Origin of the sequence: Rhizobium sp. BK312, assembly GCF_014193605.1 — a bacterium.
GTDB lineage: Bacteria > Pseudomonadota > Alphaproteobacteria > Rhizobiales > Rhizobiaceae > Rhizobium.
In genome coordinates this window covers 93,772-115,221 of sequence record NZ_JACHZP010000012.1, presented here as the reverse complement: position 1 = coordinate 115,221, position 21,450 = coordinate 93,772, and the positions used below count along the sequence as shown (strand labels likewise).

Genomic DNA, 21,450 nt, shown 5'->3' with positions numbered 1-21,450 from the left:
ACACTTGATTGTCGGCCAATGATAGATCGCGCCTCTGCACGGTCGATAGCTGACAAGCCGGAAGAGTTTATCTATCGTCCAAATATGGACCCGCTTCTCGATCTCATCAACTTGCTTCGACCGCGCGCCACTCTCTGGGGAGGCATTGATGGCGTTGGGCGGTGGGGAGTTTCTTTCCGACCGAGAAACGACCTGCTGTTCTGCTGGCTCGAGCAAGGAGAATGTCTCTTGACGCAGCCGTCCCCCCTGCCGCCGATCCGGCTGGCCCCAAGCGATTTCCTTCTCATCCGCGCGACGGTTCCGTTCGCTCTCACCACGGACGCGGCCATCGAGCCGACGGACAGCGAGACGGTAACCGCGGCCACGAACGATCCGAGGATTAGAATAGGTTCAGGTGGCGGCCCGATCAGCACTTTGCACGCCGGCAAGTTTGTCTTTGACTCCGCCAACGAGGAGCTACTCGTCGAGTTGCTGCCATCGCTGGTCCACATCCCGGCAGGTCAGACATCATCGTCGCGCGTTCGCGCTCTGTTGACCATGAACGAGGACGAGTCCCGCTGTCCGAGACCGGGAGGAGATTACGTCGTGGGGCGATTGATGGAACTGGTTCTTGTGGAAATCCTGCGGTCCGGCGCTACCGGGGAGATCAGCCAGCAGCGCCGAGGGCTCGTGGCCGGTCTCCGCGATCCTGTGACGGCGCGCTCTCTCTCGGCCATGCATGCCGACATAGCACACGACTGGACGGTTTCCGCCTTGGCTCGTCTCTGTGGCGTATCACGATCCAAGTTCGCGACGCGATTTCGCAAAACAGTGGGGCTGGCGCCTATAGAATACCTTCAGCGTTGGCGCATCGCGCGCGCAAAGGATGAGCTGCGCCTTGGATCGAAGAGCGTTGGTGAGATTGCTCTAGCTGTGGGATTCCAATCTTCAAGCGCCTTCAGCACAGCCTTCACGCGAATTGTCGGATCTTCGCCGAGGCATTTTGCGAGCTCTTTGCGGGCCTAACGCAAACCGGCGCGGCTCGGTGAAGCGCGCTTGAGCGCCGTCGCCGCGGAGGGTGCCGTCAGACGATGGCTCCGCCGGCAGGACGCAGACCAGCATCGGGCGGCGCGGCCGGCCGAGATCGTCACGGCCAATGCCACGCAATCCGCCTTTGATGGCGTTTTCCTGCACCACGTTCCAGACCGTCCACAGATCGTCGGCGCGGTCGTCACGATCGCGGGGGAACCAGCAACTGTTCGGCCTTGGTGTCGTCGTTTCGCCTTCGCAAGGTTGACTAGTCCTGTGGAGCAACAAGGGTCGCTCCGCTTCGCCAAGAATGCGATAGGTGCTCTCGATGACCTTGTGCTGCACGTCACCGGAATGGCGTACCTTGATGGCATTGATGGTGCTGGTCTGAGGTCGGTGCTTCCGCCACGAAGGCAGGCTTCGTCACCCAGGCGCCTCTGGGAGAGGTTCGCGCGCATGAGGGAGATCGTGGACCACGCAGTGAGCATGTGGAGTTGAGCCAACTTCAGGGCCGATCGATCAGGCTTGAGCGAAGCAGAAACGACCGAAAGCCGAAGCAGCCACCGTTCGCGACTTTAGAGACCTCCTATAGGCTGGCACCTACCCCCGTAACGGCTAAGTGCGCCTATCCCGGATTGCCCAGCATTCCGCGTTGGATGCCTATCAAACAGGCACTCACTTCGAGTCTCCATCGGCCACGACGGGATGATCCCCTGAATTTCCAATGCGTTAGCTCATGGCACGCCAATTGCTTGGCATAGTGAGTTCAAAAAGGGATCTCAGGTGGGACCGTTTCTGCCGTTCTTGTGCATTGCCATCGGCTTCAGCTGGGCGGATTGCTCGTCGATCTTCGTCTCGGGGCCGGAGAAGTCGCGCATCCGCCTCGCGCTCGTGACGGTTTCGACCAGCATATTCCTCTGCGCGATCGGCTTGTCATTCGCCGATCACAGCCTCCTCGCCGGCACAGTACTGGTCGCTTGCGGCATGACGATTGCCCTCGCGCTCGGCAGAAATCTGTCCTCGTTCTGGTCCTTGTTAATATCTGTTGGAGGCTTCGCGATCTATCTGCATGGCGTCATCGATTGAAGGTGGCAATGCTTCATTCCGAACTGACAATTTTGGTCATCGACGAAAACGTCATCCGCGCCTCGATCATAGAGGAAGGGCTGCGCGAGGCCGGGCATGGCAAGGTCACCGTCATTCACGAAGTCAATGGTGTTGCCCGCATCATCGAGGCACTCAAGCCCGATGTGATCGTCATCGATATCGAGAATCCAAATCGCGACATGATGGAGCACCTATTTCAGTTGACCCGCACCGTCGGCCGGCCAATCGCGATGTTCGTCGACAGATCCGATACAGCGCAGATTGAGGCAGCCATGGACGCAGGTGTTTCGGCCTATGTCGTTGACGGATTGAAGAAGGAGCGTGTCAAATCCATCCTCGACATGGCGGTCAGCCGCTTCAACGCTTTCTCCCGCCTTCAAAGAGAGCTTGCCGAAGCAAAATCCGCTCTGGAGGAGCGCAAGATCGTCGAGCGCGCAAAGGGCATTCTGATGAAGATGCGCGGCCTGTCGGAGGAGGATGCCTTTGCACTCCTGCGTCAGACAGCCATGAACGAGAAGAAGAAGATCTCCGAAATCGCCCAGAGTGTGGTGACGGCCGCCGGGTTGCTGATGTGATCGCGACACGGGGAGAAAGCCCGAGGTAAGAAAAGATGACAATAATCGAACGCTCCAGTAGCAAGCTTGTCGCCCCCAAACGGGTCAGCGGCAGGGAGCAGAAGGTCCTGCGCGCCGGCTTTATTCCACTCGTCGATGCTTCGGTCCTGATCGCTGCGGCCGAATTCGGTTTTGCCGCCAGGGAGGGACTTGCACTCGAACTGGTCAAGGATGTCTCATGGGCCAATGTCCGCGACCGATTGGCCTTCCGCCAATTCGACATCGCACATATGCTGTCGCCGATGCCGGTGGCTTCGATGCTTGGCCTTGGCTCCAATCCTTCGTCGACGATCACCCCCTTCTCACTCGGCCTGGGTGGCAGCGCGATCACTCTTTCCGTCACGCTGTTCGATCGCATGCGCGATCATGCAGGGATTGCTGAACAGGCGAGCGCACTCGAAAACGCCAGGGCGTTGGCGGTCGTGCTTTCGCATGGGAAGGACCGTGGCGAGGCACCTCCGACGTTCGGAATGACCTATCCGTTCTCGTCTCATAATTACGAGTTCCGATATTGGCTAGCCGCCGGTGGTATCGACCCTGACCGGGACGTGAAGCTTGTCGTCGTTCCACCGCCTCTGACATCCGACGCACTTGCAGCCGGCGCTATCGACGGCTTCTGCGTCGGCGCTCCCTGGAACATGGTTGCGTCCGAGCGCGGCGTCGGGCGCATTGTCGCCGCCAAGCAGGACATATGGCCCTCCGCTCCGGAGAAAGTGATCGGAATGCGCCCGGAATGGGCCGAGAGTCATCCCGAAACGGTTTCACGCTTGATCGTTGCGCTTGATGCTGCCGCCCGCTGGTGCGACCGGTCGGAAAATCACGATGCGCTCGCCGAGGCGCTTGCCGATCCCCGCTACATCGCGGCGCCCGCCGCCATCATCCGCCGCGTGCTATCAGGCGAATTCAACCTGGATGCCAAGGGCAATCGGCGCTTGATCGACCGATATTTTTCCTTTCATGGTAACTTTGCCAATTATCCGCGCCCGAGCCAGGCTCTATGGATATTCAGCCAGATGATCCGCTGGGGCCAGGTTGCTCTATCCAAACAGAACATGAAAATCGCCGCCTCGGCCTATCGCCCGGATCTTTACAGGCTCGCACTCGGCGCCGGAGCGGGGCCGGACGAGGCCGATATCCGCATTGAGGGCGATAAGGAGGGCGATCGCTTCATGGACGGACATGTCTTCGATCCCGACGAAATGGCCGATTATGTCGGAGGATTTGCCGTGAAGGCAGCAAGCGCAGCACAGCTCTCGACGGACGACATTTAAGACGCGACAGCGTTCGCTGCATGCACAGAATTGGCGCAAGGCCTTCGATCGCAGAGCAGCAACCGCCTAAAACGTCAGCAATTGCCGCATCCACGCACAAAACCGGCAAACCTGGCCAAGTTCGAAATAACTCAGTATTTTCATAGAGCTACTCATCCCCTTAGAAAATGGCACGCGGATTGCTTAGTTAAGGCTGCCTCGATCAACGGCGATCCAGGCACGCAATGCGCTGATTACGCGCTCGCAAAGACATTGACGTCGCACGGTTCATGCCCCGGGACTCCCATTCCATCCCCGGCCGCATCGATCGAGCGGCGTTTTTTTATGTCCGAAATTCTTCCGTCGTGAGCCAACAAGGGGAAACTGCACGTGAAAGAGATCCTGACCAATGGTGTTACACGCCGAAACCTTTTGAAGACGTCTGCCGCCGCGGCTCTGATCGGTGCGGTCAGAGCCACCTTCCCTTCCGGCGCCTTTGCGGCCACGGGCGGAGCTGAAGTGACGGGCGTCAAGCTCGGCTACATTGCCCTCACCGACGCAGCGCCGTTGGTTATCGCCAAGGAAAAGGGCTTCTTCGAAAAACACGGCCTGCCCGATGTCGATGTCGCCAAGCAGGCGTCCTGGGGTGCGACGCGCGACAACCTCGTGCTTGGTGGGGCGGCAAACGGTATCGACGGCGCCCATATTCTCTCGCCGCTCCCCTACCTGATGCACACAGGCAAGGTAACGCAGAACAACCAGCCTGTGCCGATGGCGATCCTTGCACGCCTCAACTACGACAGCCAGGGCATTTCGGTTGCCAAGGAATATGCGGCAACGGGCGTCCAGCTTGATGCCTCCAAACTGAAGGCCGCCTTTGACGCGAAAAGAGCCGCGGGCAAGGAAATCAAGGCGGCCATGACCTTCCCCGGTGGCACGCATGATCTGTGGATGCGCTATTGGCTGGCCGCCGGCGGCATCGATCCCGACAAGGATGTCTCGACCATCGTCATCCCGCCGCCGCAGATGGTGGCGAACATGAAGGTCGGCAACATGGACGTCTTCTGTGTCGGCGAACCGTGGAACGAACAGCTCGTCAACCAGGGTATAGGCTTTACCGCCTGTACGACTGGCGAGATCTGGAAGGGCCACCCGGAGAAAGCTCTCGGCATGCGCGCCGACTGGATCGAAAAGAACCCGAAGGCGGCCAAAGCCCTGCTGATGGCCGTGATGGAAGCCCAGCAATGGTGCGACGGCACGGACAACAAGGAGGAGATGGCGGCCGTTCTCGGCAAACGGCAATGGTTTAACGTGCCGCCGAAGGACGTGCTCGGCCGTTTGAAGGGCGACATCAACTACGGCAACGGCCGCCTTGCCAAGGGCACAGATCTCTACATGAAGTTCTGGAAGGGTGGCGTGTCCTATCCATTCCAGAGCCACGATGCCTGGTTCATCACCGAAAATATCCGTTGGGGCAAGTTCGCGCCCAATACCGACATCAAGGCGCTAGTCGGGCAGGTAAACCGGCAGGATATCTGGCGAGATGCTGCCAAGGATCTCGGCGTTGCCGCCTCGGATGTTCCAGCATCGACCTCCCGCGGCAAGGAAATCTTCTTCGACGGCAAAGTCTTCGATCCAGAGAACCCCTCTGCCTATCTCAAAAGCCTCTCGATCAAGGTGGCATCATAATGTCGGCTCTCGCACGCAAACACACACCCGGACCGACGGCGCCTGAAGCGCTCAAGGGCCAAGTCGTTACCCTCTCAACTCGCCCCGCCCGCGGCATCGACATACGTCAAATCGGGCTTGCCATCCTGCGCAACATCCTGCCGCCTCTTGTGGTTCTGGTGCTTCTGCTCGGCACCTGGCAGCTGCTTTGCGCGCAGCCGGGTGCAAGCCTGCCGCCGCCATCGCAGGTCTGGCAGGAGAGTTATGACCTCATCATCAATCCGTTTTTTTATAATGGGCCGCAGGATATCGGGCTTGCCTGGCGCGTGCTCGTCTCGCTGCAACGCGTCGCCTATGGCTTCGGCCTTGCCGCTGTCGCCGGCGTATTGACGGGCGCGCTGATCGGACAATCGGTCTGGGCGATGCGTGGGCTCGATCCTATCTTCCAGGTGTTGCGCACCGTGCCGCCGCTTGCGTGGCTGCCACTCTCTCTCGCCGCCTTCCAGAATTCCAATCCCTCGGCGATCTTCGTGATCTTCATCACCTCCATCTGGCCCGTCATCATCAACACCGCGACCGGCGTTCGCAACATTCCGCAGGATTATCGCAACGTCGCCAAGGTCCTGCGTCTCAACCAGATCGAATTCTTCTTCCGCATCATGGTGCCGGCGGCCGCTCCCTACATCTTCACGGGTCTCCGCATCGGTGCCGGGCTTTCCTGGCTTGCGATCGTTGCTGCTGAAATGCTGACCGGCGGCGTCGGCATCGGCTTCTTCATCTGGGACGCGTGGAACTCGTCGCGCCTGCCCGACATCATCGTGGCGCTGGCCTATATCGGCATCACCGGCTTTGTCCTCGACCGTCTAGTCGCCGGCCTTGGCGCCGTCGTGACCCGCGGCACGACTGGCAATTGAGGAGAACAGGATGAACGCCTATCTGAAGCTCGATCATATCGACAAGTATTTCGATCGCGGCGGCCAGCGCGCCGAGGTGCTGAAGGGCATCGAACTCGTGATCGACAAGGGGGAGTTCGTGTCGATCATCGGCCATTCCGGCTGCGGCAAGTCGACCCTGCTCAATCTCATTGCCGGCCTTACCCGGGTCTCGGCCGGTGCGGTGCTCCTTGAAAATCGTGAGGTCAACGAACCCGGCCCGGATCGCGCCGTGGTGTTTCAGAACCATAGCTTGCTGCCGTGGCTCAGCGTCTACGAAAACGTCAATCTTGCCGTCTCGAAAGTGTTTCGCGGCACGAAGTCCAAGGCCGAGCGCCATGACTGGGTGATGCGGAACCTCGATCTCGTTCAGATGGCACATGCCAAGGACAAGCGTCCCGCGGAAATCTCCGGCGGTATGAAACAGCGCGTCGGCATCGCACGCGCACTTGCCATGCAGCCGAAGATCCTTTTGCTCGACGAACCCTTCGGGGCGCTGGATGCACTCACTCGCGCCCATCTGCAAGATGCGGTGATGGAAATCCACACCCGCCTCGGTAGCACGATGGTAATGATTACCCACGACGTCGATGAAGCCGTATTGCTCTCCGACCGCATCGTCATGATGACAAACGGCCCGGCCGCCCATATCGGCGATATCCTCGAAGTGCCGATCGCGCGGCCGCGCAACCGCATCGAGCTTGCGTCCGACAGAACCTACCTCAAATGCCGCGAGGCCGTGCTGAAGTTCCTCTACGAACGCCACCGCTTCGTTGAAGCCGCGGAGTGACACCATGACCCAGAAACTCGTCATCATCGGCAATGGCATGGCCCCAGGGCGTATGCTGGAGCACCTGCTGGAAAAAGCGCCGGATCTCTATCAGGTCACGATCTTCAATGCCGAACCGCGCGTCAATTATGACCGCATCATGCTGTCGCCGGTTCTCTCGGGCGAAAAGGACTTCGAGCAGATCATCATCCACGGCGACGGCTGGTACATCAAGCACGGCATCACGCTTTACAAGGGACACAAGATCGTCGCCATCGACCGGGTGGCAAAGACGGTCACCTCAGATCACGGCGTGACGGAGAGCTATGACAAGCTTGTCATAGCGACCGGCTCTGTCCCGTTCATCATTCCGGTTCCGGGCAAGGAGCTGCCTGGTGTCATCACCTATCGCGACCTCGACGACGTGCAGGCGATGCTGCTTGCGGCTCAGTCGCGCGAAAAGGCCGTTGTCATCGGCGGCGGCCTGCTCGGTCTCGAAGCCGCTGCCGGTCTCAGCCTGCGTGGTATGGATGTCACCGTTCTCCATGTGCAGCCGACGCTGATGGAACGTCAGCTTGATCCCGCTGCCGGCTATCTCCTGCAAAAGGCCGTCGAGGAGCGCGGCATCAAGGTCATCACCAAGGCCAACACCAAGGCGATCATCGGCGACGGCAAGGTCGAAGGGATCGAACTCGACGATGGACGCGTGATCCCTGCCACGCTCGTCGTCATGGCCGTCGGCATCCGTCCAAATGTCAGCCTTGCCAAGGAAGCCGGCATTGCCGTCAACCGCGGCATCGTTGTCGATGACGGCATGCAGACCTCGGATGGCTCAATCATGGCGCTGGGCGAATGCGCCGAGGTCGGCGGCATGGTCTATGGCCTCGTCGCCCCCCTCTACGAAATGGCGCGTGTGGCCGCCTCGCATTTGGCCGGTGACACGAGCGCCGCCTTCGTGCACTCGGACACGCCGACGAAACTGAAAGTGACCGGCATCGATCTGTTTTCGCTTGGCGACTTCGCCGATGGCGACGACCGCGAGGAGATCGTCCTGCGCGACGCGGCAGCCGGGGTCTACAAGCGCCTGGTCTTGAAGGACAACAAGATCATCGGCACCGTCCTTTACGGCGAGACGGCCGACGGCGCCTGGTTCAACGACCTGAAGAAGAAGGCGACCGATATCTCGCAGATGCGCGAAACCCTGATTTTCGGCCAGGCCTATCAGGGAGGGTCGCCGCTGGACCCTATGGCGGCCGTTGCAGCCTTGCCGGATGATGCTGAGATCTGCGGCTGCAACGGCGTCTGCAAGGGCAAGATCACCTCAACCATATCAGCCAAGGGCCTGACATCGCTCGACGATGTGCGCGCTCACACGAAGGCTTCGGCTTCCTGCGGCTCCTGCACCGGTCTCGTCGAACAACTGATGTCGATCACCCTTGGCGCTGCCTATAATCCCAAAGCCGTCCAGCCGATGTGCACCTGCACCGAACTCGGCCACGACGATGTCAGAAGACTGATAAAAGCCAAGAGGTTGAAGACCATTCCTGCCGTTATGCAGGAGCTTGAATGGAAGACTTCCTGCGGCTGCGCCAAGTGCCGCCCGGCTCTGAACTATTACCTCGTCTGCGATTGGCCGGACGAATATGCAGACGACTATCAGTCGAGGTTCATCAATGAACGCGTGCATGCCAACATCCAGAAGGACGGCACCTATTCCGTGGTGCCGCGAATGTGGGGCGGAGTTACCAGTTCGAACGAGCTGCGGGCGATTGCCGACGTCGTCGACAAGTTCGAGATCCCGATGGTGAAGGTGACCGGCGGCCAGCGCATCGACCTTCTCGGCGTGCAGAAGGAGGATCTACCCGCCGTCTGGGCCGATCTCGGCAAGGCCGGCTTCATCTCTGGGCAAGCCTATGCCAAGGGCCTGCGCACGGTAAAGACATGCGTCGGCTCGGACTGGTGCCGTTTCGGCACGCAGGATTCGACGGGCCTCGGCATCCGCATCGAGAAATTCATGTGGGGCTCGTGGACGCCGGCAAAACTCAAGATGGCCGTCTCCGGCTGTCCGCGAAATTGTGCCGAGGCGACCTGCAAGGACATCGGCGTCATCTGCGTCGACAGTGGCTTTGAAATCCATTTCGCCGGTGCTGCCGGCCTCGACATCAAGGGCACGGAAGTCCTGGGCCTCGTCAAGACAGAGGACGAGACGCTCGAACACATCGTGGCGTTGACGCAGATGTATCGCGAACAGGGCCGCTATCTCGAACGCATCTACAAATGGGCCAAGCGCATCGGTCTCGACGAGATCCGCCGCCAGATCATGCAGGATCATGAAAAGCGCAAGGCATATTACGAGCGCTTCGTCTTCAGCCAGAAGTTCGCACAGGTCGATCCCTGGTCGGAGCGCGTCTCCGGTAAGGACAAGCATGAGTTCAAACCGATGGCGACCGTCGGCTTCCCGCAGGCCGCCGAGTGAGGAGATGGATATGAACTGGATTGAAATTGGCGACATCTCCGACATCCCCCCTCGGGGCGCACGCTGCGTGAAAACCCCGCAGGGCAAGATCGCCGTGTTCCGGACCGCCGAAAACGAGGTCTTCGCCATCGAGGATCACTGCCCACACAAAGGCGGCCCGCTCTCCCAGGGCATCGTTCACGGCAAAGCCGTGACCTGCCCGCTGCACAACTGGGTGATCTCGCTCGAAACCGGCAAGGCGCTTGGAGCCGATGAGGGCGAGGTGCGGACCATTCCCGTCCGCAATGAGAACGGAGTGCTGTCGATCGCTCTCGAAAGCATGATGATGGCGGCGGAGTAGGTCATGTCCGTGTGTGTGGCGATATCCTCCTCTGTCCATTCGAGACATCTCCCCCTTAAGGGAGGAGATCGATTTGAGTTTGCTACGCCCCGTTTGGACAAGAAAGCGTCTATCGTTCTTGTCCAGTGGGTGGAGACCAGTGGCATGGCGAGCTCTCGATCCCTCCCCTTGAGGGGGAGATGTCAATGAAGCTGCGAGACGGGCGCGCAAACCATCAGCGACTAAGCATAAGCATCGGGGAGACCATGGGTGTCCATTGAAACCAAAACCACCTGCCCCTATTGCGGCGTCGGCTGCGGCGTCATCGTCAGGGTCGATGATGATGGCAAGGTTTCCGTCAAAGGCGATCCGGAGCATCCGGCCAATTTCGGCCGGCTCTGTTCCAAGGGCTCGGCGCTGGCCGAAACGATCGATCTCGATGGCCGTGTCCTCTATCCGGAAATCCACACCCAGCGTGCAAGCTGGAACGACGCGCTCGATCTCGTGGCCTCAAAGTTCCGCGAAGCCGTCGATGAGCATGGGCCGGACTCGGTCGCCTTCTATGTCTCCGGTCAATGCCTGACGGAAGACTATTATGTCGCCAACAAGCTGATGAAAGGCTTTATCGGCTCGGCCAACATCGACACGAATTCACGGCTTTGCATGGCCTCCTCCGTCGCTGGTCATCGCCGCGCCTTCGGTTCGGACACGGTGCCGGGCACTTACGAGGATCTCGAACTTGCTGACTTGATCGTCCTCGTTGGTTCGAACCTCGCATGGTGCCATCCGGTGCTCAACCAAAGGATTGAAGCGGCGAGACAAAGCCGGCCGGACATGAAAATTGTCACGATTGACCCGCGACGCTCGGTCAGCGCCGATCTCGCGGACATGCATTTGATGATCAAAAGCGACGGCGATGTTGCCCTCTTCAATGGGTTGTTTGCCCATCTCGCGGGAACGTCGGCTTTCGACCACGGCTACGTATTGGCGCATACGATCGGCTTTAACAGTGCGCTGGAAGCGGCACAAACCGGCAGCAGGTTGGATATCTCGGAGGAAACAGGTCTATCACCTGCCGAACTACATGCCTTTTATCGTCTGTTCGAAACGACGGAAAAGGTGGTGACTTGCTACAGCCAGGGCGTCAACCAATCCTCCACTGGCACGGACAAGGTCAACGCGATCATCAATTGTCATCTCGCCACCGGCCGCATCGGCCGGCCCGGCATGGGACCGTTCTCGCTGACCGGACAGCCGAACGCCATGGGCGGACGCGAAGTCGGTGGGCTCGCCAACATGCTGGCAGCGCATATGAATATTGAGGATGAAACCGCCCGCGACCGCGTGCAGCGCTTCTGGAACTCGCCAACCATTGCAGCAAGACCTGGTCTCAAGGCGGTCGACATGTTCGAGGCCGTGGCGGACGGGCGCATCAAGGCGCTGTGGATTATGGCGACCAACCCGGTCGTTTCGATGCCGGATGCCGACCGGGTGCGTGAAGCCATCCGCAACTGCCCTTTCGTCGTCGTTTCCGATATCCAAAAGAACACCGACACCGCCGCACTCGCCCATGTTCTATTGCCAGCCGCCGGCTGGGGTGAGAAGGACGGAACCGTCACCAACTCCGAGCGGCGCATTTCCCGCCAGCGCAATTTCCTGGATCCGCCCGGCGACGCTAAGCCCGACTGGTGGCATATGGCCGAAGTTGCCAAGCGGATGGGCTTCAACGGCTTCGAATACGACAGTCCCGCCAAGATCTTCGCCGAACACGCGGCTCTTTCTGGATTCGAAAATGACGGCATGCGCGACTTTGACATAGGCGCGAAAGCCGATATCTCACCTGAAGATTTCGAGACTATGTCACCGTTCCAATGGCCGCATCGCAACGGCACCCCCGAACGCGCCACGCGGTTCTTCGCCGATGGTGCATTCTACACGCCGGACCGCAAGGCCAGGTTCATCCCCGTGAAATCCGAGCGCGATGCTCGTACGAGCAAGGATACACCCTTCATTCTCAACACCGGCCGCATTCGCGACCAGTGGCATACGATGACGCGCACCGGCAAGGCGGCGCGGCTCTCATCGCATCTCGCCGAACCTTTCGCCGAAATCAACCCGGCGGACGCCGCGGAATTCGGTATCGACAAGGCAGGCTTGGTGCGGGTGGAAAATACCTTCGGTTCCGTGGTGCTGCGCGCATTGCTCACCGAGCGACAGCCACGCGGCGGCGTCTTCGTGCCGATGCATTGGAATGACGAATATTCGGCGAATGCGCGCGTGGCCGCTTTGCTAGCACCACGCACGGACCCCATCTCCGGCCAGCCTGCGCTTAAGAACATCGGCGTCAAGCTGCAGCCAGCCAAAATTGCGTATTACGGTTTCGCAGTCGCCGCCTCCCGCCCCGCACGATTTGAGGCGCCGTATTGGGCAATCGCGAAGACTGAGGCCGGCTGGCGAATGGAATTCGGCTTCGACAAGGAGCCTGACGATATCGAAACGTGGTGTCGCGATACGTTCGGACTTTTTGATCGTGGCGAGCATCTCGCCTATGTCGACAACCCGACGCGGCAGCAACGTCACGGCTTCTTCGATGGAGATCGACCGTTGCTCGTCTTTTACGCCGCACCCGAACCGGTCGCCGTATCGCGTGACTGGGCCGTCAAGCAACTCAGCACACCACTAGAAACTGCGCGGACGCGCTTTGCGGTGCTCGCCGGTCGGCCGGGTGCCGATCAGATGGATCCTGGCACAACCGTGTGCTCCTGTTTTTCGGTTGGCTTCAAGCAGATCGTAGGCGCCGTCGCGGGCGGTTGTCACACAGTCGAAGCTATCGGCAAACAGCTCAATGCCGGAACCAATTGCGGCTCTTGCCGCATGGAAATCAAAGGGATTATCGATGGTTGCCTCCGTCAAGCCGCGGAATGATCGGCAGGAGCGTATCGCTTCGCTCGCCTCACTGCCAGCGTTCTTCGACCTCAAAGGGAAATCCGTACTGGTCGCCGGCGGCAGCGACGGAGCGGCGTGGAAGGCCGAGCTTTTGGCCGCAGCGGGTGCTGAAGTCCATGTCTACTGTCCCATGGACGAGCTTTCCGGGGCTTTTCAGGAGACACTCGATCACTTTGTCCATCACGATACATTTTGGCGGGCGGCATATTTCAAGAGCTTTGCTTTGGCGATAGGCGACTGCAAAACCGAAGAGGAGGCGCGGTGCTTCCACGATCACGCCGTAGCTGCCGGAGTTCCCGTCAACGTCATCGACAAGCCGACGTTCTGTCAGTTCAAGTTCGGCTCGATCGTTAACCGCTCGCCGGTGGTGATTGGAATCTCGACCGACGGTGCAGCTCCTATCCTCGGCCAGGCTATCCGCCGGCGCATCGAAACGCTCCTCCCGCAGTCGCTTAAAGCCTGGGCTCTGCTCGCCCAGGCTATCCGCGCCCATGTGACGGACGCCCTGACGTCGGTTCAACGACGCAATTTCTGGGAACGTTTCGTCGATCGCGCCTTCGCCGGCGAGGAGCCCGACGCAGATGCAGTGCCAGCCCTGATCACAGAGGCCGACCGAATTCGTAGTAATGCTAACCCTGCCGGCCACGTGACGCTCGTAGGCGCCGGCCCAGGCGACGCCGAACTGTTGACTCTGAAGGCCGTGCGCGCCCTGCAAGCCGCAGACGTGATACTGTTCGACGATCTTGTTTCCGGGGAGGTGTTGGAACTTGCCCGCCGCGAGGCCAAGCGCATGCTGGTAGGCAAACGCGGCGGTCGCGAAAGCTGCAGGCAGGAGGATATCAACGCGACGATGTTGGCCTTCGCAAAGGCCGGCAAACGCGTCGTTCGCCTCAAGTCAGGCGACCCGATGATCTTCGGCCGTGCCGGCGAAGAGATTGCCCATCTCGATAGAGAGAACATCCCCGTCGACGTTATCCCTGGCATCACAGCAGCAAGCGCCATGGCCTCATGCCTCGGCATATCGCTTACGCACCGCGATCACGCCCAGTCCGTGCGCTTCATCACTGGCCACTCCCGCCATGGCAGACTGCCAGCTGATGTCGACTGGGCATCGGTCGCCGATCCGCATACGACAACCGTGTTCTACATGGCCGGGCGGACGGCCTCGCTCATTGCCGATCGGTTAATCGCCGGGGGTCTTCAACCGTCCACCCCTGCCGTCATCATGAGCGACGTCAGCCGCGCCACACAACGGCAATGGCACGGCAGCCTCGTGAATCTTGCTGTGGGCATGAAGGAGGTCGGTTACGAAAATCCTGTCCTGATCGCAGTGGGTAACGCCGTTTCGGCCCGCCAAAACACGACCGCAAATGCCTACGGGCTTGCGGAAAACCCCACGGGAGCTATAGGTGCGATCTCTCCGAAAAATTCGCGTCTGCTCAACGATCATTGGTCAGTGACCGCTTTCGGATGAGCTCCAAAATAAGGACGCCGCTCGAGTTCGGCAGATTTCAAGGAACTCCTGAGCCGCAACAAGTCCTTACGCGCGATTAGGCCAACAAGTTTGCCGGTCGATCGATCTACGATAGGGATTCGGCCGGTGTCTGCGGCAAGCATGAGATCGGCAATGAATCCAACGGTGTCGTCGGGATGACCGACGGGGAGCGAACCGTCGGTAATGTTTTCCTTGAGACTTTGGCGGTGGAAGCGAACTTCGGAGCGGTCTCGCCGGGTGTCGTGATGTACCGGAGAGATCCTCGGCTTCGGTAACCGTTGCGATTGATCTCGAAGCCGGCTCTCGCCATCGCAGGCAATGATTGCTTTCCGGTTCGGCTGGCTGTCGTCAATGACGATGCTATTTGGTCGACCATGACGTTTCAGCGCGTTTTGGATAAAGAATTTGGCAGCCGGCGGGTTGCGCTTCTCGCTGAAGAAGAACTCTACCGTACCGTCCGCGCTGTCGATGGCGCGATAGAGATACGTCCATCGGCCGCGAACCTTGATATAGGTCTCGTCGGCGTGCCACTTGCCAGTGACGGCGCGCTTGCGCCGATTGAACCGATCCGCCAACAGGGGCGCAAAGTGGACGACCCAGCGATGGATCGTCGAATGATCGATGCTGATGCCGCGTTCGGCCATTATTTCCTTCAGGTCGCGCAGGCTCAGGCCATAGCTCAGATACCAGCGCACGCACAGCGAGATCACCGACTGCTCGAAATGCGGACCTTTGAACATTGCCAATCTCCGCGACTTCCGGAGATCAATGCCATGTCAGCTTGTGCTTCTGGCGAAGGCTGCGCCGGGAGCTGTGTGATCGAACACGCATCCTGAACAGATCCTAATCATCACCCTTCTGCTTCAGCGCGTCGGAAACTCGACGCTTGCGGGGATGATCGATGTTTTCGCCATGTGCGTCCCGGGCCTTCTCTCCACCGTCCTTTGCCGGCAGGTAGCCGGTGGGCTTCGATCCGCTGGGTCCTTCCCATCTCGGCGACTGATCGGTCGTTCCTGGGGCACCACCCTGGGGTCGCTGATGTTTCATTCTCGGCCTCCGTGGAGTGTCTGATATTTCGCCGCGATGTCGCGTCCGCCATGGAACCGCGGACGAAGCCTATTGTTCCGAATCTGCTCCCGCCGCAGCCGCCTGACCCTTCATATCGCCAGCTTCTGTCGCATCGACCGCTGGAAGTGCGCTCGGCTGACGGTGCCTGCCCGGATCGGGAACATAAGCACATCTCACTTGTTGGGCCGGGGGATTTCTCAGCACTACCGATGCGCAGCAAGCGGAGATGGATCATGGCAAAGACTGTTGGCGATTTTATTGTCGAGCGGCTGTACGACTGGGGTGTGCGGCGGATGTTCGGCTATCCTGGCGATGGCATCAACGGCCTCTTCGGAGCCTTGAACCGGGCTGGTGGAAAAATAGAATTCATCCAGGCTCGCCACGAGGAAATGGCTGCATTCATGGCCTCTGCTTACGCCAAATTCTCGGGCGAGCTTGGCGTGTGCATTGCGACATCGGGGCCGGGTGCCACGCATTTGGTCACCGGGCTCTATGATGCGCGGCTGGACCACCAACCGGTGCTGGCGCTGGTCGGCCAGCAAGCGCGTCGGGCGCTCGGCGGTCATTATCAGCAGGAAGTCGATCTCCCGTCGCTTTTCAAGGATGTCGCAGGCGATTTCGTCCATCAGGCGTCGGCGCCCTCGCAGGTGCGCCATCTGGTCGATCGGGCCGCCCGCATCGCTCTGGCGAACAAGACGGTCACCGCGATCATCCTGCCAAACGACTTGCAGGAGATGCCTTATGAGACGCCGCCCCGCAAACATGGCTCCGTCATGTCGGGCGTCGGTTATGTGGCACCGAGGACAGTGCCGCACGAGATCGATCTGAAGCGCGCTGCCTCGGTGCTGAATGCGGGCAAGAAGGTTGCGATGCTGGTCGGTGCCGGTGCGCTCGGCGCAACCGAAGAGGTGATCGCGGTCGCCGACCGACTGGGGGCAGGGGCAGCAAAAGCCCTGCTCGGCAAGGCCGCTTTACCGGACGATTTGACCTGGGTAACCGGCTCCATCGGCCTTCTGGGTACCGAACCATCCTGGGACCTGATGCGAGATTGCGATACGCTACTGGTTGTCGGATCCGGCTTTCCCTATTCGGAATTCCTGCCCGAAGAGGGTGACGCGAAAGGGGTCCAGATCGATATCCGGCCCGACATGTTATCCTTGCGTTATCCGATGGAGGTCAACCTTGCCGGCGATGCCCGGGAAACCTTGCAGGCGCTCCTGCCGCTTCTCAAGCAAAAGGAGGATCTCTCCTGGCGCAAGCAGATCGAGGCGAGGGTCGACGAATGGTGGCGAACGCTGGAAACAAGGGCGCATGCCGAAGCCAATCCCGTCAACCCGCAGCGCGTCACCTGGGAGCTTTCCCCGCGTCTGCCCGACGGCGTCATCGTGACAAGCGATTCCGGCTCATGCGCCAACTGGTATGCACGCGATCTGCGCATGCGGCGTGGCATGATGGCATCGCTGTCAGGTGGTCTCGCATCAATGGGAGCGGCGGTGCCCTACGCGATCGCCGCGAAAGTCGCGCATCCCGATCGGCCGGTCGTTGCACTGGTTGGTGACGGCGCCATGCAGATGAACAACATGGCCGAACTAATTACCGTCGCCAAGTATTGGCGCAATTGGTCCGATCCCCGCATGGTCGTCTGTGTCTTCAACAATGAGGACCTCAACCAGGTGACTTGGGAGCAGCGTGTCATGGAAGGCGATCCTAAATTCGATGCGTCGCAACGCATTCCCGATGTTCCCTATCATCGCTTTGCCGAAATGATCGGCTTGCGGGGCATCTTCGTCGATCGGCCAGAGACGCTTGGCGCGGCCTGGGACGAGGCACTTGCTGCCCAGCAGCCCGTGGTCCTCGAAGTCAAGACCGATCCGGAAGTGCCGCCGATACCGCCGCACATCACCTTCGAGCAGATGCGCAACTTGAGCGCCGCCCTATTGAAAGGAGACCCCGAGGAAAGCGGCGTGGTCAAGGGTACCTTGAAACAGGCGCTGAGTGCCGTCTTTGGTCGCCGCTAGAGAACCGGGATAACTTCGGTTCAGAAATCGGCATACTTGTTTCCAGTCAAAGGAGTGACTGCCGCGGCGCAACGATCCGCGGCAGGCGGGCGTCCGGAACGAGAGCTTCAGCCGCGCCGAGCGGGCTCCGTTGCTGCAAAATATCACCTGCGTCAATACGATGGAACCGGCAGGCTAAAACCGAGTTATGCGGACATGAACCAGATGCTCCCCAAAGTCGGCGTTGCCGCGGCTGCCGCAGAGGCCAAGCTTACCTCCGGATTGATCTACATTCCCGGCCTCAATGTTGGAATTACCCGAAAGCAGGGAAAGAATGGTTTCCTCTACTACTCGCCCACGGGAAAGCGGATCACGGAACCTTCGGAGATCAATCGCCTGAATGCATTGGCAATTCCTCCAGCCTATACGAACGTGGTGATCTCCACCAATCCTCTTTCACACCTTCAGGCCATTGGAACGGACGCGCGTGGCCGCAAACAATACCGCTATCACCCCGATTGGCAGTCAGAACGGGAGCGCACGAAGTTCGATCGCCTCGTCGATTTCGCGGCCCGCTTGCCAGACATTCGCCAACGGGTCGATCGGGATCTGCGCTCGCGAGGTCTGACCATGGAAAAGGCATTGGCGACAGTCGTCTGGATGCTGGACAATCTTTACATTCGCGTGGGTAACGCAGCCTATGCGGAAATGAACCGATCCTACGGCTTGACCACGCTCAGGAACCGGCACGTGCAGGTCGAGGGTGGAAGCGTCAAGTTTCGTTTCACTGGCAAATCCGGCAAGGAATGGAACCTCGTTCACTATGACCGCCGCATCGCCAACATCGTGCGCCGCCTGCAGGAACTGCCGGGACAGCAACTGTTCAAATATGTCTGTGATGATAGCGGATGCCGTCAGATCTCATCGGAGGATGTAAATGCTTACATCCGGGAAACGGCCGGAGGCGATTTCAGCTCGCGTCAGTTCAGGACCTGGGGCGCGACCTGCATGGCAGTGTCTGCGCTGGCTCCGCTTAAGGTCGAGAAAACCGAGCGGGCTATCGCCCGCCAAATCAACAGCGTGATCGACCCAATAGCATCACGGCTCGTGAACACCCGCTCAGTTTGCAAGTCCTCTTACATCCACCCGGCGGTTTTCGAGGATTTCCGGGCAGGAGTGCTTGCCGATGTCCTCAAGACCCGGACGAGCAGCAACCGGCTTCTGGAATGGATGGAATTGGAGGAAATTCGCGTTCGGCACTGGCTCAAGAGGCGCGCTCAGAAGCAGTAATCTTCTGAGTAAATTCAGGGAACCATAGTCTCCAAAGATAGTTCGAGATGAAGATCTCATCAGGACAGGAGAACGTCATGGTTATGCATCCGAAGCCTCCATTTCCAGCGCAGCAACAGGCGATGCCGGGCTATACAGCCGCCATGCGGCCCGTGCCGGATCATGGCGAGGAGAGCTATCGCGGATCCGGCAAGCTTGCGGGCAAAAAGGCGATTATCACGGGCGGTGATAGCGGTATCGGCCGCGCCGTCGCCATCGCGTTTGCGCGGGAGGGCGCCGACGTCTTGATTTCCTTTTTGAAGGAAGAAGTGGATGCCCAGGAAACCAAACGCTGGATAGAAGATGCAGGGCGAAAAGCGGTCCTCGTCCCCGGAGATATTCAGGATCCGCAGCATTGCCGGATGATCGTCGAAAAAGCGGTGGCGGAGCTTGGCGGGATCGACATCCTCGTCAACAACGCTGCGCACCAGGCGAGTTTTCATGAGATTGGCGATATCACCGATCAGGAATGGGAGACGACATTCAAGGTCAACATCCATGCCATGTTCTATCTGACCAAGGCGGCGGTCCCTCACATGAAGCCGGGGAGTGCCATCATCAATACGGCTTCGATCAATTCCGATACTCCGAACCCGACCCTTCTTGCCTATGCAACGACGAAAGGCGCTATTCAGAACTTCACGGCCGGCCTGGCGCAGCTGCTCGCCGACAAGGGCATCCGTGCCAACGCCGTTGCTCCCGGACCGATCTGGACGCCGTTGATCCCATCCACGATGCCGGCGGAGGCCGTCGAGAATTTCGGTAGGCAAGTGCCCATGAAGCGTCCCGGTCAGCCGGTCGAGCTTGCAACCACGTATGTCATGCTCGCCGATCCGCTCTCCAGCTATGTCTCCGGCGCCACCATCGCGGTCACGGGCGGCAAGCCGATCCTATAGCGGCTGACCGAATATAGACGGCGGTCGCCCTTGTTTCGGAACATTCGAAATGGCAAACGGTTTGAATATTTGTCCGCATTTCAGTCCGGGACGTCGCGCCATTTGGCGCGATCGCAATGCTCGCAAGACGGCAAAATGGAACGCAACCCGCAAGCACGTCACCGCATGACGATTTTCGTAGCGGCGATTTTCATTATTGCTTGCTGCATCGCAGTCTATTTTGCGTTCGAGTTTCATCCAGGCGAACCCGCTTTGCCGGCTACGGGCGCTGTGTCGACTAGCGGCCAATGACAGGAGCAAGCCATGAACAGCAAATTGCCACCAGTTCCCGCAGACAATCGAAGCGATAAGGGTGTTGGAGACCATTCCAGGCCCGCCGTTGCCGATCCGCACAAACCTGATGTTGCACGTGATCCCGATAAAATGGGCCAGCAAGGCAACAGCAGGATCAACACCAGCCATCAAGGTCATCAACAGGATCGATAAGGAGGAGCCAATGTCCACGTCGACCAAGACTCCCGCCAGCATTCGCCAAGGCGGCCCGGGCGCGTCCCATGAAAATGCCAAGGCGCCTCTGAACATTCCTAAGCCAGCCGCCGACCCCGATCGGCGCGACCGCAGCAAGGTTTCCGGCGGTGGCGGCGAACCCGATCGCCATCACAGCCACGACCCCAAGCGAAAAGGCGGCCATTAGGGGGAAGGTGCTGTGCATTGACGGCCAAAATGAAAGCGATCCTGGCATTATCGGCGTGTTTTCAAAGCAATGGGAGAAATCGTGAAACCGCTTGATAGGGCCATACGCATTGCGGTTGCCGCACATAAAGGCCAGACCGACAAAACGGGCAGGCCTTATTTCGAGCACTGCGAACGGGTCGCGAGGCTCATTTCAGATGAAGACGGCAAGGTCGTCGCTTATCTCCATGACGTCGTCGAGAAAGGTGCCGGCTGGAGTATCGAGAGGTTGAGTAAGGAAGGTTTTTCATCCTCGGTGCTCTCGGCCGTCGACGCATTGACAATGCGGCGGGACGAGCCGGAGACCGCCTTTATAGACCGGCTGGCCATCAATCCCTTGGCTGTTTCAATCAAGCAGATCGATCTTGCGGACAATATCTGGCAGGTCGGACGGAAAAATGTGGATCCCGAAAAATACTGCCGGGCCCTTCAAATGCTGTTTAGGGCAACAGGCCGATCTCGATAGGGCAGCCATTAATCTCCCACTCTCAGGACATCCTTGCCGCGAATGCGATCTTCCTTAAGGGGTGTCTGAGCTGCTGCTGCGCCAGCTGTCCGTTTCATCGTCACACCAGGTTCTGTTTGTGGCTGATTGGATCGCGACGATTCGCCAACGCTGCTTGGGGGTTTTGTTCCTGTATTTCAACGCCGATAACTATTCCTGCAAGCGTTCGAACAGCTGGCGTTTGCGCTATCACCGCCGGCAAGATTGCGAAGGCAACTTTCTTCGGTGGTGTTCAGAGACGGTAACTGGAAGGTTAAGTGAGACGACTGACGAAGGAGTCGAACGCATCCTGACAACGAGCAAGTCGCTGACCTACTCGCTCCCTTGCATCGGATCGAG

19 protein-coding genes and 1 pseudogene are annotated in these 21,450 nt (G+C 59.4%); 17 read left to right on the top strand and 3 right to left on the bottom strand.

Going from position 1 to position 21,450, the window contains the following annotated elements:
• The first annotated feature begins 84 nt into the window (after positions 1-84).
• The 11 genes from FHT85_RS27405 to cysG all read left to right on the top strand — a co-directional run bounded on the left by FHT85_RS27405 (position 85) and on the right by cysG (position 14,563).
• On the top strand, positions 85-1,005 hold the full coding sequence (locus tag FHT85_RS27405) for an AraC family transcriptional regulator (RefSeq protein ID WP_112401158.1): 921 nt from the start codon (positions 85-87) through the stop codon (positions 1,003-1,005).
• 786 nt (positions 1,006-1,791) lie between these two features.
• On the top strand, positions 1,792-2,094 hold the full coding sequence (locus FHT85_RS27400) for a hypothetical protein (protein ID WP_112339245.1): 303 nt from the start codon (positions 1,792-1,794) through the stop codon (positions 2,092-2,094).
• 8 nt (positions 2,095-2,102) lie between these two features.
• Complete coding sequence (locus tag FHT85_RS27395) at positions 2,103-2,690, top strand: ANTAR domain-containing response regulator (RefSeq protein WP_112339246.1); 588 nt, start codon at positions 2,103-2,105, stop codon at positions 2,688-2,690.
• A 35-nt stretch (positions 2,691-2,725) separates the two neighbouring features.
• Entirely contained in the window at positions 2,726-4,000 is a 1,275-nt protein-coding gene (locus tag FHT85_RS27390) for a CmpA/NrtA family ABC transporter substrate-binding protein (RefSeq protein WP_112411141.1), read from the top strand.
• 369 nt (positions 4,001-4,369) lie between these two features.
• Complete coding sequence (locus FHT85_RS27385) at positions 4,370-5,668, top strand: CmpA/NrtA family ABC transporter substrate-binding protein (protein WP_112411140.1); 1,299 nt, start codon at positions 4,370-4,372, stop codon at positions 5,666-5,668.
• Positions 5,668-6,561, top strand: coding sequence for a nitrate ABC transporter permease (ntrB, locus tag FHT85_RS27380; RefSeq protein ID WP_112411139.1), 894 nt, complete (start codon positions 5,668-5,670; stop codon positions 6,559-6,561). The genes FHT85_RS27385 and ntrB overlap by 1 nt, the downstream gene beginning before the upstream one ends.
• Positions 6,562-6,571: 10 nt before the next feature.
• A complete protein-coding gene (locus FHT85_RS27375) occupies positions 6,572-7,369 on the top strand; it encodes an ABC transporter ATP-binding protein (protein ID WP_112339250.1) in 798 nt (265 codons plus the stop codon).
• A gap of 4 nt (positions 7,370-7,373) precedes the next feature.
• Positions 7,374-9,824: a nitrite reductase large subunit NirB gene (gene nirB / locus FHT85_RS27370; protein WP_112411138.1), complete on the top strand. Its 2,451-nt coding sequence runs from the start codon at positions 7,374-7,376 to the stop codon at positions 9,822-9,824.
• 4 nt (positions 9,825-9,828) lie between these two features.
• Positions 9,829-10,164, top strand: coding sequence for a nitrite reductase small subunit NirD (nirD, locus tag FHT85_RS27365; protein WP_112339252.1), 336 nt, complete (start codon positions 9,829-9,831; stop codon positions 10,162-10,164).
• Between the two features lie 249 nt (positions 10,165-10,413).
• Positions 10,414-13,068 carry a nitrate reductase gene (locus tag FHT85_RS27360; protein ID WP_112411137.1) on the top strand — a complete coding sequence of 885 codons (2,655 nt, stop codon included), beginning with the start codon at positions 10,414-10,416 and terminating at the stop codon, positions 13,066-13,068.
• Positions 13,040-14,563 carry a siroheme synthase CysG gene (gene cysG, locus FHT85_RS27355; protein WP_112411136.1) on the top strand — a complete coding sequence of 508 codons (1,524 nt, stop codon included), beginning with the start codon at positions 13,040-13,042 and terminating at the stop codon, positions 14,561-14,563. The genes FHT85_RS27360 and cysG overlap by 29 nt, the downstream gene beginning before the upstream one ends.
• On the opposite strand, the gene FHT85_RS30700 is transcribed toward cysG, so the two are convergent.
• The 3 genes and pseudogenes from FHT85_RS30700 to FHT85_RS27345 all read right to left on the bottom strand — a co-directional run bounded on the left by FHT85_RS30700 (position 14,536) and on the right by FHT85_RS27345 (position 15,631).
• A complete protein-coding gene (locus FHT85_RS30700; RefSeq protein ID WP_312861368.1) occupies positions 14,536-14,769 on the bottom strand; it encodes a CBS domain-containing protein in 234 nt (77 codons plus the stop codon). The two genes, cysG and FHT85_RS30700, sit on opposite strands and share 28 nt — an antisense overlap.
• A gap of 78 nt (positions 14,770-14,847) precedes the next feature.
• Positions 14,848-15,324, bottom strand: a pseudogene (locus tag FHT85_RS30695) (IS6 family transposase); the annotation flags it as partial.
• A gap of 103 nt (positions 15,325-15,427) precedes the next feature.
• Positions 15,428-15,631, bottom strand: a complete 204-nt coding sequence (locus tag FHT85_RS27345) for a hypothetical protein (protein WP_112413203.1) — start codon at positions 15,629-15,631, stop codon at positions 15,428-15,430.
• A gap of 254 nt (positions 15,632-15,885) precedes the next feature.
• Between FHT85_RS27345 and FHT85_RS27340 the strand changes: the two genes are divergently transcribed.
• The 6 genes from FHT85_RS27340 to FHT85_RS27315 all read left to right on the top strand — a co-directional run bounded on the left by FHT85_RS27340 (position 15,886) and on the right by FHT85_RS27315 (position 21,072).
• Entirely contained in the window at positions 15,886-17,670 is a 1,785-nt protein-coding gene (locus FHT85_RS27340; protein WP_112413204.1) for a thiamine pyrophosphate-requiring protein, read from the top strand.
• Between the two features lie 195 nt (positions 17,671-17,865).
• Positions 17,866-18,939: a DNA topoisomerase IB gene (locus FHT85_RS27335; protein WP_112413205.1), complete on the top strand. Its 1,074-nt coding sequence runs from the start codon at positions 17,866-17,868 to the stop codon at positions 18,937-18,939.
• 77 nt (positions 18,940-19,016) lie between these two features.
• Positions 19,017-19,874 carry an SDR family oxidoreductase gene (locus FHT85_RS27330; protein ID WP_112398027.1) on the top strand — a complete coding sequence of 286 codons (858 nt, stop codon included), beginning with the start codon at positions 19,017-19,019 and terminating at the stop codon, positions 19,872-19,874.
• 303 nt (positions 19,875-20,177) lie between these two features.
• Entirely contained in the window at positions 20,178-20,360 is a 183-nt protein-coding gene (locus tag FHT85_RS30690) for a hypothetical protein (protein WP_112398029.1), read from the top strand.
• A gap of 10 nt (positions 20,361-20,370) precedes the next feature.
• On the top strand, positions 20,371-20,568 hold the full coding sequence (locus tag FHT85_RS27320) for a hypothetical protein (RefSeq protein WP_015340471.1): 198 nt from the start codon (positions 20,371-20,373) through the stop codon (positions 20,566-20,568).
• An 81-nt stretch (positions 20,569-20,649) separates the two neighbouring features.
• Positions 20,650-21,072, top strand: coding sequence for an HD domain-containing protein (locus FHT85_RS27315; protein WP_310235659.1), 423 nt, complete (start codon positions 20,650-20,652; stop codon positions 21,070-21,072).
• Positions 21,073-21,450 lie beyond the last annotated feature (378 nt).

What these genes read in the sequence shown, in the direction of transcription:
- FHT85_RS27405 (WP_112401158.1), top strand. Translation starts at nt 85, where the DNA reads ATGGACCCGCTTCTCGATCTCATCAACTTGCTTCGACCGCGCGCCACT.
- FHT85_RS27395 (WP_112339246.1), top strand. Translation starts at nt 2,103, where the DNA reads ATGCTTCATTCCGAACTGACAATTTTGGTCATCGACGAAAACGTCATC.
- FHT85_RS27390 (WP_112411141.1), top strand. Translation starts at nt 2,726, where the DNA reads ATGACAATAATCGAACGCTCCAGTAGCAAGCTTGTCGCCCCCAAACGG.
- ntrB (WP_112411139.1), top strand. Translation starts at nt 5,668, where the DNA reads ATGTCGGCTCTCGCACGCAAACACACACCCGGACCGACGGCGCCTGAA.
- FHT85_RS27375 (WP_112339250.1), top strand. Translation starts at nt 6,572, where the DNA reads ATGAACGCCTATCTGAAGCTCGATCATATCGACAAGTATTTCGATCGC.
- nirB (WP_112411138.1), top strand. Translation starts at nt 7,374, where the DNA reads ATGACCCAGAAACTCGTCATCATCGGCAATGGCATGGCCCCAGGGCGT.
- nirD (WP_112339252.1), top strand. Translation starts at nt 9,829, where the DNA reads ATGGATATGAACTGGATTGAAATTGGCGACATCTCCGACATCCCCCCT.
- cysG (WP_112411136.1), top strand. Translation starts at nt 13,040, where the DNA reads ATGGTTGCCTCCGTCAAGCCGCGGAATGATCGGCAGGAGCGTATCGCT.
- FHT85_RS27345 (WP_112413203.1), bottom strand. Translation starts at nt 15,631, where the DNA reads ATGAAACATCAGCGACCCCAGGGTGGTGCCCCAGGAACGACCGATCAG.
- FHT85_RS27340 (WP_112413204.1), top strand. Translation starts at nt 15,886, where the DNA reads ATGGCAAAGACTGTTGGCGATTTTATTGTCGAGCGGCTGTACGACTGG.
- FHT85_RS27335 (WP_112413205.1), top strand. Translation starts at nt 17,866, where the DNA reads ATGAACCAGATGCTCCCCAAAGTCGGCGTTGCCGCGGCTGCCGCAGAG.
- FHT85_RS27330 (WP_112398027.1), top strand. Translation starts at nt 19,017, where the DNA reads ATGGTTATGCATCCGAAGCCTCCATTTCCAGCGCAGCAACAGGCGATG.
- FHT85_RS30690 (WP_112398029.1), top strand. Translation starts at nt 20,178, where the DNA reads ATGAACAGCAAATTGCCACCAGTTCCCGCAGACAATCGAAGCGATAAG.
- FHT85_RS27320 (WP_015340471.1), top strand. Translation starts at nt 20,371, where the DNA reads ATGTCCACGTCGACCAAGACTCCCGCCAGCATTCGCCAAGGCGGCCCG.